We start from the raw sequence: 20,081 nt of genomic DNA, 5'->3' as shown, positions 1-20,081 counted from the left end.
TCATGTGGCTATATTCAAAGAAATAATAAAAAATCCAGGAAGCTGTCTGCCTCCTGGATGTTTCAGTTACAGATTATGCAGTTCCTTTCAACACTGTTCCGTCTTCAAGAACAAGCTTTGGCGGCTTCTCATCAAGCACAGAGTCCTTTGTGATGATACATTTTTTAATATCTTCACGCGATGGAAGATCATACATGATATCAAGCATGATGCTCTCAATGATAGAACGGAGTCCGCGCGCACCTGTCTTGCGCTCAATTGCTTTTTTGGCAATCTCACGAAGGGCGTCTTCTTCAAAGTCAAGCTCAACATTATCAAGCTCAAGCATTTTCTGATACTGCTTGGCAAGCGCATTTTTCGGTTGTGTCAATATTTGAACCAATGCTTCTTCATCAAGCTGTTCCAGACTCGCGATAACAGGCAGACGGCCGATGAATTCAGGAATCAGACCGAACTGCAAAAGGTCTTCAGGTAGAACTTTCGATAAAAGCCCTTTTGCTTCAATCTCTTCCGGCTTATTATCAGAACCAAAGCCAATGACCTTCTGCCCCAAACGGCGCTTAATGATTTGCTCAATACCATCAAAGGCTCCGCCACAAATGAAGAGAATGTTTGTTGTGTCAACCTGAATGAATTCCTGATGAGGATGCTTACGTCCGCCTTGCGGTGGAACACTTGCAGTTGTTCCTTCAAGAATTTTCAACAGTGCCTGTTGAACACCTTCACCTGAAACGTCACGGGTAATTGAAGGATTTTCGGATTTCCGCGCCACTTTATCGATTTCATCAATATAAATGATGCCTCTTTCCGCTTTCTCCACATCGTAGTCTGCAGCCTGGATCAATTTCAAGAGGATATTTTCTACGTCTTCCCCGACATACCCTGCTTCAGTCAACGAAGTGGCGTCCGCAATGGCGAACGGAACGTTCAAAATACGGGCAAGTGTTTGCGCAAGAAGGGTCTTACCGCTACCCGTTGGTCCGATTAAGCAAATATTACTTTTAGACAATTCAACATCATCAATTTTGCTGTTGGAATTGATCCGCTTATAGTGATTATAAACAGCAACAGCAAGCGCTTTCTTTGCCTGCTCCTGCCCAATGACGTAATCCTTTAAGATTTCACGGATTTCACGGGGCTTTGGAATATCTTTGAATTCAAATTCCTCTTCTGTCCCAAGCTCTTCTTCAACAATTTCCGTACAGAGTTCAATACACTCGTCACATATATATACACCTGGTCCTGCGACCAGTTTTCGGACCTGTTCTTGAGTCTTACCGCAAAAAGAACATTTTAATTGTCCTTTTTCTTCATTAAATTTAAACAATGAACTCTCACCCCTTTTAATAACTATACCTTAGCCTCGCTATAAAGTTACCGATGTTAAATAGTTATGTATTGCATTGTAGCATATTTCATGAACAAATATACACTTTTTCGCTCAGCATAGGTGATAATTGATTATTTTATTGATGATAGTAAGGTTTGTTATGTATGGAGCTTGTACTTCTATTTATTGTAAAACAAGGCACGTGTTACCCCGCGCCTTGTTTTTATTATATGTTGAGTTTTTCAACGTTATGTTTATATATTATGCACTTGCAACTTTGTTTTCGACTAGGAAATCAACTGCTTTTTGAATCTTAAGGTCGGCTTCGATATGATCAGTATTGCCACCGAACGCTTTTTTTATGTCTTCAACAGACATGCTGTACATATCAGCCATTTTTTGAAGCTCTTTATCTACATCTTCTTCACTTGGCTCAAGATTTTCCGCTTTTGCAATTGCCTCAAGCGTCAAATTCATGCGAACGCGTTTTTCAGCATCTTCATTCATTTGGCTCTTAAGCGCATCTTCGTCTTGTCCGGAGAATTGGTAGTAAAGATCCAAGTTCATTCCTTGCATTTGAAGACGTTGTTCGAATTCCTTCATCATGTTTTTCAGTTCGTTTTCAACCATGACTTCTGGCAAATCGACCTCTGCATTTTCAGTTGCTTTTTCAACCAAAGAGTCGCGAAGCTTATGTTCTGCTTCATGCTCTTTGTCTTTTGTCAGACGTTCTTTGATAGAAGCTTTCAATTCATCAAGTGTTTCAGCTTCTTCGTCAACATCCTTTGCAAATTCATCATCCAGCTCAGGCAGTTCTTTTGTCTTGATTTCGTGAACCTTCACTTTGAAAACTGCCGGCTTTCCAGCCAATTCTTCTGCGTGGTATTCCTCTGGGAATGTGACAGATACGTCTTTTTCCGCTCCTGCTTCCACACCTACAAGCTGTTCTTCAAATCCTGGAATGAAGCTTCCAGTACCAAGTTCCAGAGAATAGTTTTCAGCTTTTCCGCCTTCGAATGGCTCGTCATCGACAAATCCTTCGAAGTCGATTGTGACTGTATCGCCTTCTTCAGCTGCACCTTCTTCTTTGATAACAAGCTCAGCTTGGCGCTCTTGAAGAGTTTTCAATTCATTTTCAACATCTTCGTCTGTCACTTCTGTATCGACTTCTTCACCTTCAAGGCCTTTATAGTCACCGAGTTTCACCTCAGGTTTCACGATTACAGTAGCTTTGAAAATCAATTCTTTTCCTTTTTCCATTTGTTCGATGTCTATTTCTGGTTGATCAACTGGTTCAATGCCTGCTTCTTCCACAGCAGTAGTGTAAGCTTCAGGAAGAATCGCATCAAGAGCGTCCTGATAAAGAGATTCTACACCAAATCGCTTTTCAAAAAGTGAACGGGGGATTCTTCCCTTGCGGAAGCCCGGAATGTGTACTTGTTTTACAACTTTTTTGAACGCTGTATCAAGCCCCTTATCGACAGTTTCCTGATCAACTTCAACTGTAAGGACTCCTTTATTGCCCTCTAACTTTTCCCATTTTGCTGACATATTCATTACCTCCAACTACATATCTTCGATAAATCTCTTATGTAAATCTTATTTTTTGATCTTAACAACGGATGGCATAACCATTATATTATAACATAGCTTTTCAACTATTTAAAGGGAAGAAAAATTAAACAGTTGAAGGCGAATGTTGCTCTAGATCAAAAATAAAAGAAATAGCCTGTTCCAATTCAATCGGCTCCACTTGGAACTTTTTGGCTGTCTTCTCGTTACTCCAATTCTCTCCATACATCTCGTGGCCGAATCCCCTGTATGCTGCAGCCCATAGTGCCGCATTATTTGGTTTAAACTCAAATGGAAACAACAAAAACTGATGGCGGAGAATCATTTCCTTCAATTGATCCAACAATATAGGGTTCTCATTTTCAAGTTCTTCATTTAATTTGGCAATGACAGACTGATAAAAAGGGATCTCCATGACATCCGGAAGCTCACTAGGAATAAAATTACCTTCATAATCAAACTTCCTAACCTGTACCGGTGTTTGAACCTTATGCTCCATTAACACATTCAAGGTGGCGGTCTGTAAAAATGGATGAACTTGACTGTCTTTCAAAAGATTCACTAATGATGCTAGATACGGTTGAATATTTTTATCCCCCAAACCGCTTATAAAAATCAATTGCTCTCTGAAGTCACCTTTACCAAGGACAGATTCAACCTTTTCCTGGGACGAAAGGGGATTCTCTTTATTAGTAAGGGCTCTTTTGCTGAACTTTAATAACGTCTCATAATGTTCCCGCTTTTCCAGCGGCACATGCTGCTCTTCAAAAAGGGCTTCCAGTGTATGAACCACCTGATCATGCAAATTTAGCTGCATCAATATCATCAAATAGAGATCAATGTTTTCATAATAGTCACCAATTCCTTTATGGAGCATGTCCTCCGTTCTCTCTTTGGCCTTTTGATAATCGGCGCTTTCATAATAGGCCACTGCAAGCGCCATATCAATCTCGTCATCATCGTGGCCGATTTCTCTTGCTTGTTCAAAGAAATGCGCCGCTTCTTCAAATTGGCGGTCCTTCAAGTGTTCCATTCCAAATTGAAAGAGACGCTTTTTTAACCCCGGAAATAAAATAATGTTGTCTTTTTTCATATAAAACCCTTCCCATTCAGAACGAGCTTACCCTTTTAAGAGGAACTTTAATGTAAAATAGTTTAGCATGTGAATCTTTGAAAAACAAACATCTTAAGTAACGAGCAAGCGCCAGTTCATCGACTACAGGATGGAGTGGCTCTAACGAGATAAAGGAAAACGAAGTGCGAGTGTGCCTGATTATCGGCGCAAAGCTAGACGAGCGTTGAAGAAGGCGTAGTCTGCGTTCAGCAGCGATTGGCTTAATCCTTACGCCGAGGTTGACTTATCGGAGGAAAGCAGCAGCTTACTGGATTACTTCGTGAGAAGCTTCTTTGAGTAAGCTTCGTACAGCTTTGCAACAAGGTTTCGAATACGCTGCGCCGCTGGAGCACATTGTCACGAAGTCTGCTAGTCGATAGGCGCTGGAGCTAGACATAGCACATCACTTCTAATAGAAAACTTAGTCAAATTTTATGTTTTCTTTAACGTAAACAAAAACCTCATTCATTAAGAAGGAATATTTCAAATTTTTATAGAATATATGTAAATATGTATAGGACAAAATAACACATTTTTTTCGTTCCACTACTTTTCCCCTTTTGTCCGACGTTTAATCATCCAGACACCAAAGGGATTCACATTGTAAATCAGGCCAATTAATATGCACGAGGAAGGAGTGATACTAACTGAGCCATGCACTGAAAGGCGTTAAGGTGTTGGATCTGTCAAGAGTCCTTGCAGGCCCCTATTGTTCGATGGTTCTGGGTGACCTGGGAGCAGACGTGGTAAAAGTAGAAAGCCCCGATGGAGGAGATGACACAAGAAGATGGGGGCCCCCTTTTCAAAAAGGGGTCAGCGCCTATTATTTATGTGCCAATCGAAACAAGAAAAGCCTGACGGTAAATTTGAAATCAACCGAAGGAAAAGACATCATCAAAAAGCTTGTGAAAGAAAGCGATGTTGTCATCCACAATTTTAAAACTGGGACAATGGAACGGCTCGGACTCTGTTACGAGACTCTAAAAAACATTAATCCTGGCATCATTTTCTGTTCCATTACAGGATTTGGAGAAACCGGCCCTTATAAACGCTTGCCTGGATACGACTTTATCATTCAGGCAATGAGCGGTTTCATGAGTATAACCGGAGATAAAAATTCTGGACCGCAAAAAACTGGAATTGCTATCACAGACGTATTGACGGGTTTATATGCGTGCATTGGCATCCAAGCCGCGCTGTTGGAACGGGAACGGTCAGGACTTGGACAAAAGATCGACATCGCTTTATATGACAGCGCAGTAAGCGCCCTGATCAACATCGCAAGCAATTTTTTAATGTCAGGGCAAACCCCCGAACCGCTCGGGAACAGCCACCCGAATATCGTTCCATATCAAACCTTTCAGACAAAGGACAGCGATATTGTGATTGCTGTTGGTAACGACCGGCAATTTGAAGTTCTATGCCGGCTGATCGGACTAGCAGAATTGGCAAAGGATCCAAGGTTTGCAACGAACCCAAAGAGAGTGGAAAACCGTGAAGTGTTGGTGCCAATTTTACAAAAGCAGTTGGTAGAAACAGGAGCTGATGAATGGATCGGACTTTTCCGCGAAAATAACATTCCTTGCGGTCCGATTCAAACCATCAATAAATTAGAGGAAGACCCGCAGCTTCTAGCGAGAGAAACCATTCAAGCCATCGACCATCCTACAGCTGGAAAAATCAAAATGATCGGAAGTCCGTTGAAGCTTTCGCGTACCCCTGCCAAAGTACGGTATTATCCGCCTGATGCCGGGGAACACACAAACGAAATACTGACGGAGCTTGGATACGATGAAGATTTGGTCAGATTTTTAAAGAAAAATAAAATCATCTGATAAGGGGTGCTGTAGTTGAATTTCGACTTTAGCGATGAACAAATCATGTTAAGAAAAACGGTACGGAATTTTGTTGATAAGGAAATCATGCCTCATATTGCCGAATGGGATGAAAAAGGAGAGTTTCACTCAGAAATCATTACTGATTTGGCGAAACTCGGCTTAATGGGAGTCTGTATTCCGGAAAAATACGGCGGAAGCGAAATGGACTATAACTCTCTTGCCATTGTGTGCGAGGAGTTGGAAAGGGGCGATACAGCTTTTCGTACAGCCGTATCTGTACATACCGGATTAAACAGCATGACTTTGCTTCAGTGGGGAACGGAAGATCAGAAGCAAAAATACCTTGTCCCTCAGGCTAAAGGAGAAAAAATCGGTGCGTTCGGATTGACGGAGCCAAATGCAGGATCCGATGTTGCCGCCCTGCAATCGACAGCAGTCAGGGATGGAAACTACTATATTTTAAACGGGCAAAAAACATGGATTTCCCTTTGTGATGTGGCTGACCACTTCCTCGTTTTCGCTTACACGGACAAAAGCAAAAAGCATCATGGAATCTCAGCTTTCATTGTGGAAAGGACGATGGAGGGCTTTTCCTCCAAGGCTATTAAGGGAAAATTGGGAATCCGCGCAGGCAATACAGGGGAAATATTTTTTGAAAATATAAAAATCCCAAAAGAAAACCTGCTTGGAGAAGAAGGGGAAGGATTTAAAATTGCTATGTCCGCTTTGGATAGCGGACGCTTTACAGTGGCAGCGGGAGCTTGCGGTCAAATTATGGCCTGCCTTGAAGCTAGCATTAAATACTGTCATGAGCGGGAAACCTTTGGCAAGAAAATTGGAGACCATCAGCTTGTGAAACAGATGATTGCCAATATGGAAGCTGGCTTGCAAATGAGCCGCTTGCTTGTATACCGTGCAGGAGAATTAAAAAACAAAGGAGTGCGCAACACGAGGGAAACTTCCCTTGCCAAATGGCAAGCATGCGATTTTGCTAATAAAGCCGCAGACGACGCCGTTCAAATTCATGGAGCTTACGGTTATTCAAACGAATACCCCGTGGAGCGGTATTTGAGGAATTCCAAAGCACCAGTAATATATGAAGGAACTCGGGAAATCCACACCATCATGCAGGCCGATTATGTACTAGGTTACCGTGAGGATAAAGAGCTTAACAGAATGTTGCCGGCGTGGCCGTTTGAAGATTAAATCAATAGGCAAGGAGGCCGTCCTGTAAAAGATTTCCTGGACGGCTTTTTATTTTAATGGAGGCCTCCGTTAAGGTTAGTGAAAGTTATCTCCGTGGCATGGCACCCAAGTTTAACAGGATCGCTGATACGATAATGAACACGGATCTTCTCCATTGGTGACCATTTTTCAGAGCAATTACAAATAGATTACCCTTAATATCTCTTCTCAACTATATGGACTCCCCTTTTGGCCATCTCTTCTATATAAATATCCCCAGGAACAATCTGCTCCGGTGGAAATACTCCTTTTTCGGTTATTATCCCATCCCCTATCATTTGGGCAACAACAGATATCGTATTGGCTGTCGCCCTTGCCATCGCAGTCACTTGATGTCCACGGTCTTTATACGTCACCATTTCGTATTCGAAAGTCCCCTTCTCTCCTCCTGCCTCTCCCGCTACCATCACTCTGAGCAAAACGACATCATCCTTATCCTTCAAATCAACGATAGGCTCCAACACTTTTAATAGAACATCACGCGGCTTGACTTGTTGTCCTCTCACTTCCACGATATAATCTGTGTGAGTCAAGTTCAAATCAACCAACAGTTTAAATTTTTCACAATGTCCTGGGTATCGGATTGTTTTATATTCCAATGTTTGTAAGTTCGGATATGACTTTGAAAGTGTGGACGTACCGCCTGAAGTGTGAAAGGCCTCCAATGGGCCAAATTTTTCAAAATATACTTTTTCCACTTCCGATAAGGATGGAATTTCCCGTACCAATCCATCCCGTATAATCAAGGAAGGATCAGTATAGTGGTCAAACACGCCTTCCATTGAAAAAACATGATTATATTCCAAGGGAGGCTCCGGCCGGAGCGGGATTCCCCCAACATACAGTTTGATAGATGCTGGCTTAGTTAATTTTTCTGCACCATATCCTGCTAAAATATTGATCATGCCAGGAGCTACCCCCAGATCAGGGATCAGCGTAATATTGGCAGCTTTCGCTTTCTCGTGAAGGGCGAGCACCTTATCCGTCATATGCCCGATATGCCCTCCCAAATCAACAGAATGTGTTCCTGCCTGAATAGCAGCTTTTGCCACCTGCTCATTAAAAGAGTAGAACAGAGCATTAATGCCAACATCATACCCTTGAAGAAATTGAACAAGATCCTTAAAACTTCCGGCATCCAATTGATACGCTTTGAGCTTCGGCGAACCGACCGCTCTACATACAGCCATCGCGTGATCAAAATTAATATCTGCTATACCAATCTCCTTCACATTTTTAGAACTGGCAAGGTCACGGACAGCTTCCTTTCCCATCAATCCCGCACCCAATACAGCTATTTTCAATAGACTCACTCCCCTTTTCTTTAATCATTCTATGTTTAAAAGAAAGGAAGAATTATCAAGTTCAAACAGGGAGCTTTGTCTTTTTGTTCAGTTTGTCTTTTTCCAAAACCTGCTTGATTATACAATCTTTGATGTTAAAATAGACCTTGTTTGCATGTTCTTTAATATGAAAAGATCTGAACAATTCATTATTATCAAAAGGAGTTCAAATAACATGAACGTCATCTGGGGAGTTATTTTCATCTTTTTTTTAATTGGCATTGTTATAACAGCAGCGTCCAAGCGCAAAATTACTGTTTCTATCCTTGCGCTCAGCCTGTTTGCCTTGAGCGGTTGTTCTGACGTTGACAGCGTTCCGGTCAATCAGGATCAGAAAAAAGATGTTCAACAACAGGAAGTACAAGAACCAACGTCAGCAAAAGATCAATCCACTGATACATCCGGTACAATCGATCATATTCCTGTAACACTTGTCAAAACGATAGACGGAGACACCATTAAGGTCCTCTACAATGGAAAAGAACAAAATGTCCGCTACCTGTTAATTGATACGCCCGAAACAAACCACCCGCGCTTAGGTAAGCAGCCGTTTGGCGAAGAAGCCAAGGAGCGAAACAAACAACTGGTTGACAGTGGTGATTTAACGCTGGAGTTCGACATTGGGGAACGTGTTGATAAATACGGGCGTTTGCTGGCTTATGTGTATGTCGATGGGAAAAGTGTGCAAGAGATGTTGTTGGAAGAAGGTTTAGCCCGGGTTGCTTATGTTTACCCTCCAAATACAAGACATTTAACCACTTATGAGGAAGCACAAGAAAAAGCTAAAGTAAAAGAAATCGGTATTTGGTCCATCGAAAACTATGCGACAGATTCAGGCTTTAAAGAATCTTCGGCTGGATCATCAGAAGGTTCACAGCAATCCTCCACTGACAGCCAACCTGCCAAAAGCCAGACTTCCAAGCCGGAAAGCGGCACGGAATTTTTTCAAAACTGCACAGAACTAAGAAAGGTTTACCCAAATGGAGTCCCTGAAGGCCATCCCGCCTATCAAGCTAAAATGGACAGGGATAAAGATGGATATGCCTGCGAAAGATAAGGAAGCCTTTAGATGGCTGTTTTCTTTTTCATTTCCAGATAAAATTCACTTTCACCTATCTCTTATTTGAGCCTTAGGTGACAAGCACAAGGCGAATTTTGATGAGGGAGTTCCTCAGCCACTACAGCAAAGCTACTAATTTCAATTACATCGTGAAAAGTTTCCTTGAGTATGCTTCATGCAGCTTTGCGACGAGGGAAACATTGCTTCCTTGAATAAACTGTGCAGCAGAAGCACATTCTTCCTGAATAAACTTCCGCATGACTTGATCCTTACGCCTCAGGCCGCCACATCCTGTGGCTTCTGTGGTACTAGTACTTCCTGTAGGGCGGCTGGCTCAGAACGCGACTTCCTGTCGCTTCGCTTGCACTAGTACTTCCTGTACGTCGGCTGGCTCAAGGCGCGACGTCCTGTCGCTTCGCTTGCACTAGTACTTCCTGTACGTCGGCTGGCTCAAGGCGCGACGTCCTGTCGCTTCGCTTGCACTAGTACTTCCTGTACGTCGTAGCTTGAAGAATAAGCTTCCTTTGAATAAAACTTTCCATAACAAGTTATATTTTCCTTACTTACACAAAAAAACTGAGGAATGATCCTCAGTTTTTTAAGTTCTCTATGAAATATTCAAGCTTATCCAGTCTTTGCAAGTTTTGATTGCATTCATGGCTGTCATCGCAAATATAATTCCCGCGGTTAGTGAATGTTTCTTTCCCGCTTTTTACATTCGCCATGAACAAACCCACTTCTCCATGATGATTACATAAAGAACAAATCCCTTTTGTTTTATGCCTGAACGTTCCATGAATCCCCATTAATTTTCCTTTATAATCAAAAATGAGGAACTTTTTATCAGAACGAATATCATACCAGCCCAAATAGGATAGTTCTTTAAAATCTACATTCTTTAAAAATTGTAGTTTCAGCTTCCCCGCTTTTGGAAAAAGCTTCCCTACCGTTTTTTCCGTTATGGGCTTAAAAGGAATTACGTACGATTTTAGAGCATCCAGAAAACTTTTTCCCTGAATGTCCTGTTCGATTTCGGTTATTTTATGAAAAACCTGATGATCCTCACTCATTTCCGGAAACAGATTCATTATCTTGTCCAGCGCTCCATATTTGATTGCATTTAGAACGGCTGGATCCTTTACGGTAGAATGGGCATGCACCAAATGCTTCACTTGAAATTTAATAAAATTAAACTGGTCGCATCTAATAAAGGGTTGTATTTCATTATGGCTTGTCATTTTAATTAGCTCCTTATTTTTAGTATAAAAAATTTGGATGGAAGACAAAGCCATTTATAAAATTAAGGCGATGGTTTAATCAGTCTACCTCATGCAAAGTATCGCCTATTTTAATAAAAGGCTTCGCATGAGACGCCGCAAATTCTGGCGGAAATATTTTCGCCATTTTATATCACCTCCAGTGATCATGTATATTGTACAATAAATATAGATTTTCTGGTAAATAAATTTGCATTTCTTCGACATTGGTTATTTTTGATTTGAAATTTATTTTAATCTGGAAAAATAGTAAAATATTAGGAAAGTAATGAATAATAGGAGTGTTCTAAATGAAAAAAGTGTTAGCGGTTGTGCTGGGAGCCGGACTTATTTTTGGTTACACCTCATATGATACAGCGGAAGCAAAGTCCAAAGTAAAAACCTACAAAAATTGTACTGCCTTGAATAAAGATTACAAAGGTGGCGTTGCAAAATCGTCCAAAATAAAAAATAAAGGCGGAAAAACAAAGTACAAGCCATACGTTTCCGCAAAACTCTATAATGCAAACAAAAAAATGGACAGAGATAAGGATGGCATTGCATGTGAAAAATAAGCGCTATCGAGTGGTTTTTATCAAATGCGCCTTGGCGTATTTGCGCCCAGTTTTATCGAGCTTCGCTCGATAAATTTCCTCTGAAAATCTGTGGCATCCGTCGGAGGCTTTAACTTTATCCAGCGGGGGTTTGACCCCCCACTGAATGGAATACCAATTGGCATTCATCTCTCCACTTACAGAAATGGGAGACTTCTGCTGAATCAAGTTAAAGGGCCCGCTATCACGGGCCTATTTTTTATTGCTCGTTGGGAGAACATTTTGTAAAAATAAACTAGGCTCGCCACAGACCTAGCTTTACTTGAGCAAGCTTTAGAGTGCTGCCTTTAATTCTTTTATTTGTTCTATGTGCCGCTGTTCATGCACATAGATTTGTTCGATCCATTGATCGAGAGGTAAATCACCTATAGCTGGATGCTTCATTGATTTTTTCGCCAATAAAGATTCATCTTCTATAGTACTGAGGAAAGTCATCAACTTTTTTCTGGATTCGCTTAACAAATCAATTATTTGCTGAATTTCAAATGGTTTTACATCTGGTTCAACGATTTTCGGGGCTTTAAGCTTTTTTGTTCTATTCAATAATATAGAGTGAACATTTTTACGTTCTTTTTGAGTGCTGGCACTATCTTGTAATCCCCATGAAATAGCCTTTATAGATGCCTCTTCCACTAAAACCAGGTGATGACAAACTTGTGCTATACTCCAACTATTCGGATCAGGCTTACTATTAAATTGAGCATCGCCTAATACACTAATCTCCTTTATAAGGTTATTTCTCGTTTCATGCAAATGGTCATTTGCTAATTTATTCATGAGCTTCCTCCCTTTATCGAAAAGTACGTACTTTGATGCCCATTCTGTATATATTCTCTACGTTGGAAAGTATTCTCCTTTACCGCATGTCTTTATTTCTTCTACATCGAATCAAACTTATCCTTCTTATAATTTTTCGCTTTTTGTCCGTAGGCTAGAAACCGGTGCGGTAATCAATTAAAGCTTCAATTAAAATAGGCCCGGCGCTGACCAGGCTTAATTTTTTAATATCCAACTTCTATCTACACATTATTTTCTCCAAAAGCAGCCCCAAGTACGGTTATGTATTATCTTGCAATGTGATTTATCAACGGTTATGAAGAGTTTATATGTTCTTACATAATTTCGTCATATGAAAGATTTGATCGGACACCTGTCTGGTAAGCTCGAAAATTTTATTGGCGTTTTTCCGAACGCCAATGAAAGCCGCAGTATGACATAGTCATCAATACGGTAGTAAACCAAGATATTGTCCCAAAATAAACCCATTTTTGAGATTTGTCCGCATATCCCTAGCTCGTTTTACTTGGACCTGCATAATTTGTATTAATCCTATAAGGTGGTGATGTTCATGGGCTTCTTTGGCCGTGGGTTCGGCTGTGGGTTCGGTTGTGGATACGGCGGTTATGGATATGGCGGTGGATATGGTTTTCGTAATTCCTTTGCCTTGATCGTAGTGCTGTTTATTCTATTGATTATTGTCGGTACAGCATTTTGTAACTAATTAGATTCGGGCATAATTAAACCGTTTCGCATCCTTTTTCGACTCATCTTAACCTCCTAGAGCGCTTCACAGCGCTCTTTTTTTAAAAAACCGGTGCTAAATAAACCTATTTTTTCAAACTATCAAAAAGGAGTATGGCATAAAATGAATAATCTGCACCTAAGGTCGCTATAAGCGATTATTCCTCAATAACTATAATGCTAAATCAAGTGCCTTGGCGTATTTGCGACCAGATTTTATCGAGCTTCGCTCGATAAATCCCCTCTGAAAATCTGTGGCATCTGCCGGAAACTTTAACTTTATTCAGCCGGGGTTTGAACCCCCACTGAATGGAATACAATATCCATTCATCTCTCCACTTACAGAAGTGGAGACTTCTGCTAAATGAAGTTAAAACTAGCAACATTGATTATTTTCCGTAATAGGCAATACTTATTGAAACAATTAGAACAACAAGTCCCAATACTACATAAATCCATGATAATCTTTTTATATTGTAGCCCAAAGAGTTTTTTTCGTACTCCAAGGATCTTGCTAATTCATCTTGGGAAGTAGCCCCTTCTTCTTCATACTTCTTCATTTGCCTTGTTACATCTCTTCCAACAAGAAACGTACCTACAAGAGCAGCTATACTTGTAATAACCCCACCAATAATCATATATAATGTCAAAGAAATCACTCCCTGTAAACTATCTTCCATTATCATATGCACATCAGATGCGCCTTGGCGTCATTTGCGCCCAGATTTTATCGAGCTTTGCTCGATAAATTTCTTCTGAAAATCTGTGGCATCCGCCGGAAGCTTTAACTTTATTCAGCCGGGGTTTGAACCCCCACTGAATGGAATACCAATATCCATTCATCTCTCCACTTACAGAAGTGGGAGACTTCTGCTGAATGAAGTTAAACAGTATTCTTGTTCTCATCAATAGAGGCATGTAAAATGACGAAACTTAATTCTAAAAGGAAGTATGTCTGCCTTCATGGAAACCAACAAACCAATAGAAAAAACCACTCCGTATGCAGTCATTCGTTCATGCATGCATGAAGATCGCCGTTAAAGAACATATCCTCCGAAACCTACCCTTCTTTCTATTACTGCATCATTATTCATTTTAATAAGTTTCATTCCTAATTGGACCATCCAGTTCTGCCTTTTTATGCTCATCCACTTTTAATAAAAAAATAACTCTTGATGAACCCAAGAGTCATTTCAGATTCCTTATTATCAAATGCGCCTTGGCGTATTTGCGACCAGATTTTATCGAGCTCCGCTCGTTAAATTTCCTCTGAAAATCTGTGGCATCCGCCTGAGGCTTTAACTTTATTCAGCCGGAGTTTGAACCCCCACTGAATGGAATACCAATAGGCATTCATCTTACCACTTACAGAAGTCGGAGACTTCTGCTGAATGAAGTTAAATCTAAGCGAAGCTTTTTAGTGCACTGGCGAATCTAGAAATTCCTTCCTCGATTGAGTGCTTTTGTCCTCGTCCATAAGAAAAACGAATGTAGCCTTTTTCAGAACCAAAAATACTCCCCGGGACGAACGCCACCCCTTTTTTCATCGATTCATCGAGCAGCCTATATTCATCAACCGGTTCATTTAACTTATACCATAAATGAATTCCGCCTTCAGGTACAAAGACATCCGTTTCATTATTTGACACCTTCAAAAGCGACGAAATCATTAAATCTCTTCGCTCTTGAAGGTACTTTCGAAGCATTAAAATATGTTTGCCAAATTGTGGTGATCCTAAAAATTCATTAGCCACCCATTGTGGAAAGACACTGTGCCCAAAATCCACTTGTTGTTTGGCATCTGCCAAACGTTCAATCACCTTCTGCGGCCCAATGATCCAGCCAATTCGCAGTCCTGATGCTACTATCTTAGAAAGCGAACTAATATACACTACATTTCCACTATCGTCCATTGATTTTAAACAAGGGCCTATTTTTCCATCAAACGAGGTCAAGCTATATGGATCGTCCTCTATAATTGGAATGCCGTATTCTGAAGATATGTCTAAAATCCGTTTACGCCTGGACACGGACATTTTTGCCCCAGTAGGGTTTTGATGATCTGGATTCAAGAACAACATTCGAATCCGATGTTTTTTTTGTAGTTCTATAATATCATCAGGATTCACGCCATATTTATCAACTGGTAATAATAGAATTCTAAGACCAGCTGATTGAAAAATAGGCAAGGAATAAGCATACGACGGATTTTCAATCGCTACAGTATCTCCTGGCTTAAGCAAACATTGCACAATTAAATGAAGGGCTTGCTGCGCTCCCGAAGTGATCAGGATTGAATCTGGACTGATACAGATATTTTTATAATCTTCCACGTGATGAGAAATCGTCTCTCGCAGCAGCTCATTCCCCTGTGGATGATCATATCCTAAGTAACCATTGAATGGGTGTTTTGCTAAAATAGAACGGAATTGATCAGCAGGAAAGAGATCAGAAGCTAATTCACCACTTGCCAAATTAATCCGCTCATTCTTCTGTGTTTCTGTACGGATTTTCTGTACTAAAGGTAGATTGGGCAGAAAAGAACCATCCTCTACATATCTTCCCCAATTTGGTACCCGTTTGTGAGATATCCCCCATATATCCGTATTGATATACGTGCCGCTTCCTTTTTTTCTAACCACCACTCCAATAGATTGCAATTCATCATAAGCTGCTACAATCGTGCTGCGATTAACATTTATCTTCTTTGCTAAAGTACGTTCAGATGGCAAGGGGACATCAGGAGAAAGCTCTCCTGATGAAATCCCTTGTTCTATGAATTCAGCAATTTGTTTATAAATGGGTTTTTTAGATGAAGAATCTGGTGTGAACTCCATTTACTATCACTCCGTATTGGGATTTACAATCATTTCAATTTATAAAAATAATTATACCTATAATTAAGCTACCAGGCAGTAAAGGAGCATTTCCAGAGTACTACTATGGGAATTTGTTGTACCTTTTTCATCCCTTTATTCAGGCTTATCTTTCATGACATTTCCAGCAATTCCTTTATCCCTATATAGATGAATTCAAAAAGTTCTTCTAAATCATCTTCATCTACACACGAAAATGCGATTCTTAAATCAGTTTGATTGATGGCTATCGTACCAATTCCATACTTCTCCAATAAATAATTCCTCAATATTTCCGTATTCACTTTATCTATTTTTAAACACATAAAATACCCCGAGTTAAACGGGTAATGTGTCCACACTTCCTGGTACTTGTCCTGACTGACTATTTCTTTAACCCGTTCAGCCCGTTTCTTCATTAATTCATATTTGAGACGCTTTTCTTCCTCATATTCATTTGATTTTAAAGAATTTAGAACGATTGTCTGGGATAATTGGGAACTGCTTGAAATTGTTCCTCTAATGATGCCTTTTGTTTTCTGTTCCAAGGCTTCCAATACTTCTTTGTCGTGTGAGGCGTACGTGATAAACCCGACTCGTAACCCCCAAACGTAACTCTCCTTTGTTGCGCCATCCACTTTAATAGGCAATATTCTTGAATGGAGACCAGCAACCCTGCCGAACAGAGATTCCTTGATTGAATTCTCATAAAACAGGCCAAAATATGCGTCATCCAAAATCAATACGATATTAATACCTGCCTCAGCAGCTTCAAGTAATGCTGATATGATTCCGCCGATTTCTACTTCATCAGGAGTATAGCCTGTTGGGTTATTCGGAAAATTGAGTAACACGATCGCCTTCCCTGATTTTTTCTGTTTTAATAATTGTTCTCTAAATCCAACGACATTTACATTTTCGTATTGATCAAAAAGATCAAAAGTTATCAGGCTTCCACCCCGTCGAATATGAAAAATGGACGCGTAATTTCCCCAGTACTTATCAGGAAGGATAATCGTATCATTTTCATTTACAAACAAATCTGCCAAAATACTTAAACCATGGGTTAAAGCATTTGTTACAATTGGGAGACCAATACTTTTGGTTTTCAAAGAAGGATTTTCTCTTAATAACTTCTTTTTCCACTCTTCACGCAGCTCTTCTTTTCCTGCTGGCGGTGCATAGGGATAAACCTCTTCAGGAGAATACCCTTTTAAGGTTTCATGTATATGTTTATAATGCATGGGGGAATTATTGACAGTTGCAATTCCGATTGTTGCATTATATCGGGTTGCTTTGGTACTTGCCTCCGCACTTTGACTCAAAATTCCCTTTGGATAATATAACCTCTTACCGAGATCAGATAGTAATTCAAAAATATAAGGATTGGATTTTTGTATGCGGGCATTTAAATTTTCTGCAAGCTCATTCATTCGTTCTCATCCTCTATTCAGCTTTTGATTTAATCAACTCTAGTTGTTTAATGAACTTTGCATTCTCTTCCTGAGTTCCGACTGAAACCCGTAAATATTCAGGCATTTCCCAGGCATCACCATGACGGACGATGACTCCACCTTCAAGCAGCCGCTCATATACTCTTTTTGCCTCATGGCCAATTTTCACAAAAACAAAATTAGCCATGCTCTCTATATAGGATAAGCCTAATCTAGAAAACGCTTCGTACAATTGTTTGCGCCCGGATGTGTTCACAAGCTTTGATTGGTTAACATGATCGACATCTTCAATAGCAGAAGCCGCTGCATATTGAGCTAGTGTATTAACATTAAATGGTTCCTTTACACTTGTTATACTACCAATAATAGATGAAGGTGCGGCCCCAAATCCTATCCTTATACCTGCTAGACCATATATTTTTGAGAAGGTTTGGAGAACAATCAATTGATGGCCTGATCGAACAAACTCCAGGCCATCTGTATAATCGGTATTTGTTGCAAAATGGCTATATGCTGCATCAAGTACTAGAAGGACATGTTCAGGTAATGCTAACAGCAATGCTTCAAGGTCATTCGAAGATAGATACGTACCCGTTGGATTATTAGGCGAACATACGTATACCAATTTTGTATGGTCTGTAACAGACGATAGGATTGTATGAATATTAATTTGAAATCTATTATCAAGAGGAATACTGACAATGTTAGCCCCCATCAAATTCGCCCCAAATTGATATTCACTAAAAGATGGGGAGAGAACAATAATTTCATCATTCGGTTCAAGATATGTCTCAGAAATGAGTGTAATCAGTTCATCCGCACCGTTTGTAATAATGAATTGTTCCGTAGATAAGGATAAATGAGCTGCCAAGACTTCTTTTAATCTCGTAGCATGAGCATCAGGATATCTGTTAAGCGTCGACAAAGAATGCTGTAATACTTCAACTGCTTTAGGTGATGGACCAATCGGATTTTCATTTGAAGCTAATTTGACCACTTGATCCAAGTCTAATTCACTCTGTAATTCCCAGATTGGTTTACCTGGTTGGTACGGTTTTATCTTATTTAAAGCTAAACGCCTTTTTATTTTGCTGTTTTTCTCCATTTTTCAAGCCCCCTATTAGCGTAAAAAAACATTCACCCACACGAGACAACAATCGCAGAATTAGCGAAATAAAATCTTATTAATAATCTTAACGGAAATGCCGTACTTTTAATCATCCAATTACGGCTTGTTTTGACCATCCACTTGTTATTTGCGCAACTCTTTATTTGCAAATTTTCACACTTCCCCCTTTTTTTAAAAATCTTTTTCAAGTCGTATTTACGAACTCGAAATGATCATCGATTTTTGATAACGACGCACTTAACTCCAAAAAGCTGGATGGGGTTTTTTAATAAAGATTGGATGGTCACAGTCGATATTTTTTCCTTTAGAATTTTTTTGTGAAGATCAATCACGTTTAACAAAATGTCTTCAAAAAAATTAAATGGGGATGAGTATATGACTCAGTTTTTAATGATGGTGATCGGTATACTTGTGACGGTGGTTCTAATTCCGGGATTAATTGTAATGTACGAAGTGATAAATGCTTTTCCTACCGATACAAAAGAGGTCATCGATCCACATCCGGATGACAAGAGGACAGTCGGCTATTATCAATAATCATTTTTGCTCAATCATTAAATGATAGATATCACTCTAATATTGATAAGCTGATTTCCAGGTCAATAGGAAATTAGCTTTTTTAACTTGAATGCCATTGGATAAGTACCAAAAAGGAACGAGCGGGGTGACTTATGCCTATCTTCTATTTATTTGACTTCCGTTCATTGTGGAGTCCATATTTTGCAATATTTTTACTCTTTATTACTGTTTTTTATTATCTTATTACAGTTAAGTATCGGCATTTCTTTAAAGGGAGCAAGCCTCCTACCAAAAAGCAAATAGCTTCGTTTATTGGCTTTGTCACGATCCTGTATATCATTAAAGGATCACCAATCGATTTAATGAGTCACATGATGTTAACGATGCATATGCTTCAAATGGCATTTCTTCTATTAATAATGCCTATTCTTTTTATTCATTCGATACCAACTTGGCTGTGGAGGGCATTGTTGAATATTAGAGTGATCAAATTCTTATTTCATCACCTGACAAAACCTGTAGTGGCACTCCTGCTATTTAATGTGGGATTTTCGGTTTATCATGTTCCACTGATTCTGGATTTCTCAAAAACAACTAGCTTTTATCATGCCTCCATCCACACATTATTATTTTTTCTAGCTATCTTCATGTTTTGGCCGGTTATAAATCCGCTTAAGGAATACGATAAGATGTCCGGAATCTTGAAAACAGGGTATATGTTTGCCAATGGAGTCCTAATGTTACCAGCCTGCGCGCTCATCATTTTTGCAAATGATCCCATGTATCAAACATATTCTGATCCTGAAGCGTGGATAAATGCACTGACATTATGCGCAACGCCATCCTCATTATCAGGATTAGGTTCATCATCACCTGAACTGATATCGTTGTTCAATCCATTAGGCGTCCTTCAAGATCAGCAACTCGGCGGGATTATCATGAAGGTTGTCCAGGAAATTGTATATGGGGCCATTATTGCTAAAATTTTCTTCGAATGGTATCGAAAGGACCAAGAAGAAGCATTCGAGGAAACGATGAACTTTTCACAAGCCCAAAGCAATAAGGACAATCTTAAATGATAGTTCACTTGTGGTATGATAAGTCAAAACCACATTTCTCGAGAACCTGTATTACGATAAAAAGTTTCCTTCTCTTCAGGAAACTTTTTATCATAACAGTTGCTCTTTTTAAATTCATACTTTGTATGGTGTCATATGATTCTCCCCTCCAC

20 protein-coding genes are annotated in these 20,081 nt (G+C 39.8%); 7 read left to right on the top strand and 13 right to left on the bottom strand.

Features of this window, described 5'->3' with window-relative positions; genetic code table 11:
* Positions 1-73: 73 nt before the first annotated feature.
* From clpX to D5F11_RS12890, 3 genes are all read right to left on the bottom strand, one after another.
* Positions 74-1,327 (bottom strand): ATP-dependent protease ATP-binding subunit ClpX, encoded by a 1,254-nt coding sequence (clpX, locus tag D5F11_RS12900; RefSeq protein WP_120116271.1) that lies wholly within the window; start codon positions 1,325-1,327, stop codon positions 74-76.
* Positions 1,328-1,591: 264 nt separating this feature from the next.
* Entirely contained in the window at positions 1,592-2,881 is a 1,290-nt protein-coding gene (gene tig, locus D5F11_RS12895) for a trigger factor (RefSeq protein ID WP_120116272.1), read from the bottom strand.
* A gap of 127 nt (positions 2,882-3,008) precedes the next feature.
* Positions 3,009-3,995 (bottom strand): tetratricopeptide repeat protein, encoded by a 987-nt coding sequence (locus D5F11_RS12890; RefSeq protein ID WP_120116273.1) that lies wholly within the window; start codon positions 3,993-3,995, stop codon positions 3,009-3,011.
* 668 nt (positions 3,996-4,663) lie between these two features.
* On the opposite strand from D5F11_RS12890, the gene D5F11_RS12885 reads away from it, so the two are divergent.
* Positions 4,664-5,851 carry a CaiB/BaiF CoA transferase family protein gene (locus D5F11_RS12885; protein WP_120116274.1) on the top strand — a complete coding sequence of 396 codons (1,188 nt, stop codon included), beginning with the start codon at positions 4,664-4,666 and terminating at the stop codon, positions 5,849-5,851.
* Between the two features lie 15 nt (positions 5,852-5,866).
* Positions 5,867-7,060, top strand: a complete 1,194-nt coding sequence (locus tag D5F11_RS12880) for an acyl-CoA dehydrogenase family protein (RefSeq protein WP_120116275.1) — start codon at positions 5,867-5,869, stop codon at positions 7,058-7,060.
* Positions 7,061-7,254: 194 nt separating this feature from the next.
* Here D5F11_RS12880 and D5F11_RS12875 read toward each other — a convergent pair whose 3' ends face one another.
* Positions 7,255-8,403, bottom strand: coding sequence for a saccharopine dehydrogenase family protein (locus D5F11_RS12875; RefSeq protein ID WP_120116276.1), 1,149 nt, complete (start codon positions 8,401-8,403; stop codon positions 7,255-7,257).
* A 214-nt stretch (positions 8,404-8,617) separates the two neighbouring features.
* On the opposite strand from D5F11_RS12875, the gene D5F11_RS12870 reads away from it, so the two are divergent.
* Positions 8,618-9,499, top strand: coding sequence for a thermonuclease family protein (locus D5F11_RS12870; RefSeq protein WP_120116277.1), 882 nt, complete (start codon positions 8,618-8,620; stop codon positions 9,497-9,499).
* 593 nt (positions 9,500-10,092) lie between these two features.
* Here the strand turns inward: D5F11_RS12870 and D5F11_RS12865 are convergent.
* Positions 10,093-10,740 (bottom strand): FusB/FusC family EF-G-binding protein, encoded by a 648-nt coding sequence (locus D5F11_RS12865; protein WP_120116278.1) that lies wholly within the window; start codon positions 10,738-10,740, stop codon positions 10,093-10,095.
* 329 nt (positions 10,741-11,069) lie between these two features.
* Here D5F11_RS12865 and D5F11_RS12860 point away from each other — a divergent pair, with 329 nt between their 5' ends.
* Entirely contained in the window at positions 11,070-11,333 is a 264-nt protein-coding gene (locus D5F11_RS12860) for an excalibur calcium-binding domain-containing protein (protein ID WP_120116279.1), read from the top strand.
* Positions 11,334-11,336: 3 nt separating this feature from the next.
* On the opposite strand, the gene D5F11_RS12855 is transcribed toward D5F11_RS12860, so the two are convergent.
* Entirely contained in the window at positions 11,337-11,540 is a 204-nt protein-coding gene (locus D5F11_RS12855) for a hypothetical protein (protein ID WP_120116280.1), read from the bottom strand.
* A 105-nt stretch (positions 11,541-11,645) separates the two neighbouring features.
* Positions 11,646-12,149 (bottom strand): DinB family protein, encoded by a 504-nt coding sequence (locus D5F11_RS12850; protein ID WP_120116281.1) that lies wholly within the window; start codon positions 12,147-12,149, stop codon positions 11,646-11,648.
* A gap of 565 nt (positions 12,150-12,714) precedes the next feature.
* Here D5F11_RS12850 and D5F11_RS12845 point away from each other — a divergent pair.
* Positions 12,715-12,873 (top strand): YjcZ family sporulation protein, encoded by a 159-nt coding sequence (locus D5F11_RS12845; protein ID WP_425470809.1) that lies wholly within the window; start codon positions 12,715-12,717, stop codon positions 12,871-12,873.
* 205 nt (positions 12,874-13,078) lie between these two features.
* Here the strand turns inward: D5F11_RS12845 and D5F11_RS12840 are convergent, their stop codons facing one another.
* The 6 genes from D5F11_RS12840 to hisC all read right to left on the bottom strand — a co-directional run bounded on the left by D5F11_RS12840 (position 13,079) and on the right by hisC (position 18,307).
* On the bottom strand, positions 13,079-13,279 hold the full coding sequence (locus D5F11_RS12840; RefSeq protein ID WP_126646580.1) for a hypothetical protein: 201 nt from the start codon (positions 13,277-13,279) through the stop codon (positions 13,079-13,081).
* 3 nt (positions 13,280-13,282) lie between these two features.
* Positions 13,283-13,552, bottom strand: coding sequence for a hypothetical protein (locus D5F11_RS12835; RefSeq protein ID WP_244861970.1), 270 nt, complete (start codon positions 13,550-13,552; stop codon positions 13,283-13,285).
* 34 nt (positions 13,553-13,586) lie between these two features.
* Positions 13,587-13,799 (bottom strand): hypothetical protein, encoded by a 213-nt coding sequence (locus D5F11_RS25705; protein ID WP_143253770.1) that lies wholly within the window; start codon positions 13,797-13,799, stop codon positions 13,587-13,589.
* 497 nt (positions 13,800-14,296) lie between these two features.
* Positions 14,297-15,730, bottom strand: a complete 1,434-nt coding sequence (gene pdxR / locus D5F11_RS12830) for a MocR-like pyridoxine biosynthesis transcription factor PdxR (protein ID WP_120116283.1) — start codon at positions 15,728-15,730, stop codon at positions 14,297-14,299.
* Positions 15,731-15,882: 152 nt separating this feature from the next.
* Positions 15,883-17,181, bottom strand: coding sequence for an aminotransferase class I/II-fold pyridoxal phosphate-dependent enzyme (locus tag D5F11_RS12825; RefSeq protein WP_120116284.1), 1,299 nt, complete (start codon positions 17,179-17,181; stop codon positions 15,883-15,885).
* 13 nt (positions 17,182-17,194) lie between these two features.
* The gene (gene hisC / locus D5F11_RS12820) at positions 17,195-18,307 is read right to left on the bottom strand and encodes a histidinol-phosphate transaminase (protein ID WP_120116285.1); all 1,113 of its coding nucleotides are present in this window, start codon (positions 18,305-18,307) and stop codon (positions 17,195-17,197) included.
* A gap of 399 nt (positions 18,308-18,706) precedes the next feature.
* Here hisC and D5F11_RS26450 point away from each other — a divergent pair, with 399 nt between their 5' ends.
* Positions 18,707-18,868: a hypothetical protein gene (locus D5F11_RS26450; protein WP_185830678.1), complete on the top strand. Its 162-nt coding sequence runs from the start codon at positions 18,707-18,709 to the stop codon at positions 18,866-18,868.
* A gap of 134 nt (positions 18,869-19,002) precedes the next feature.
* Complete coding sequence (gene ctaG / locus D5F11_RS12815) at positions 19,003-19,929, top strand: cytochrome c oxidase assembly factor CtaG (protein WP_120116286.1); 927 nt, start codon at positions 19,003-19,005, stop codon at positions 19,927-19,929.
* Positions 19,930-20,081: the final 152 nt, after the last annotated feature.

Source organism: Siminovitchia terrae (assembly GCF_003605405.2).
GTDB lineage: Bacteria > Bacillota > Bacilli > Bacillales > Bacillaceae_C > Siminovitchia > Siminovitchia terrae.
This window is presented reverse-complemented; position numbering and strand designations above follow the sequence as displayed.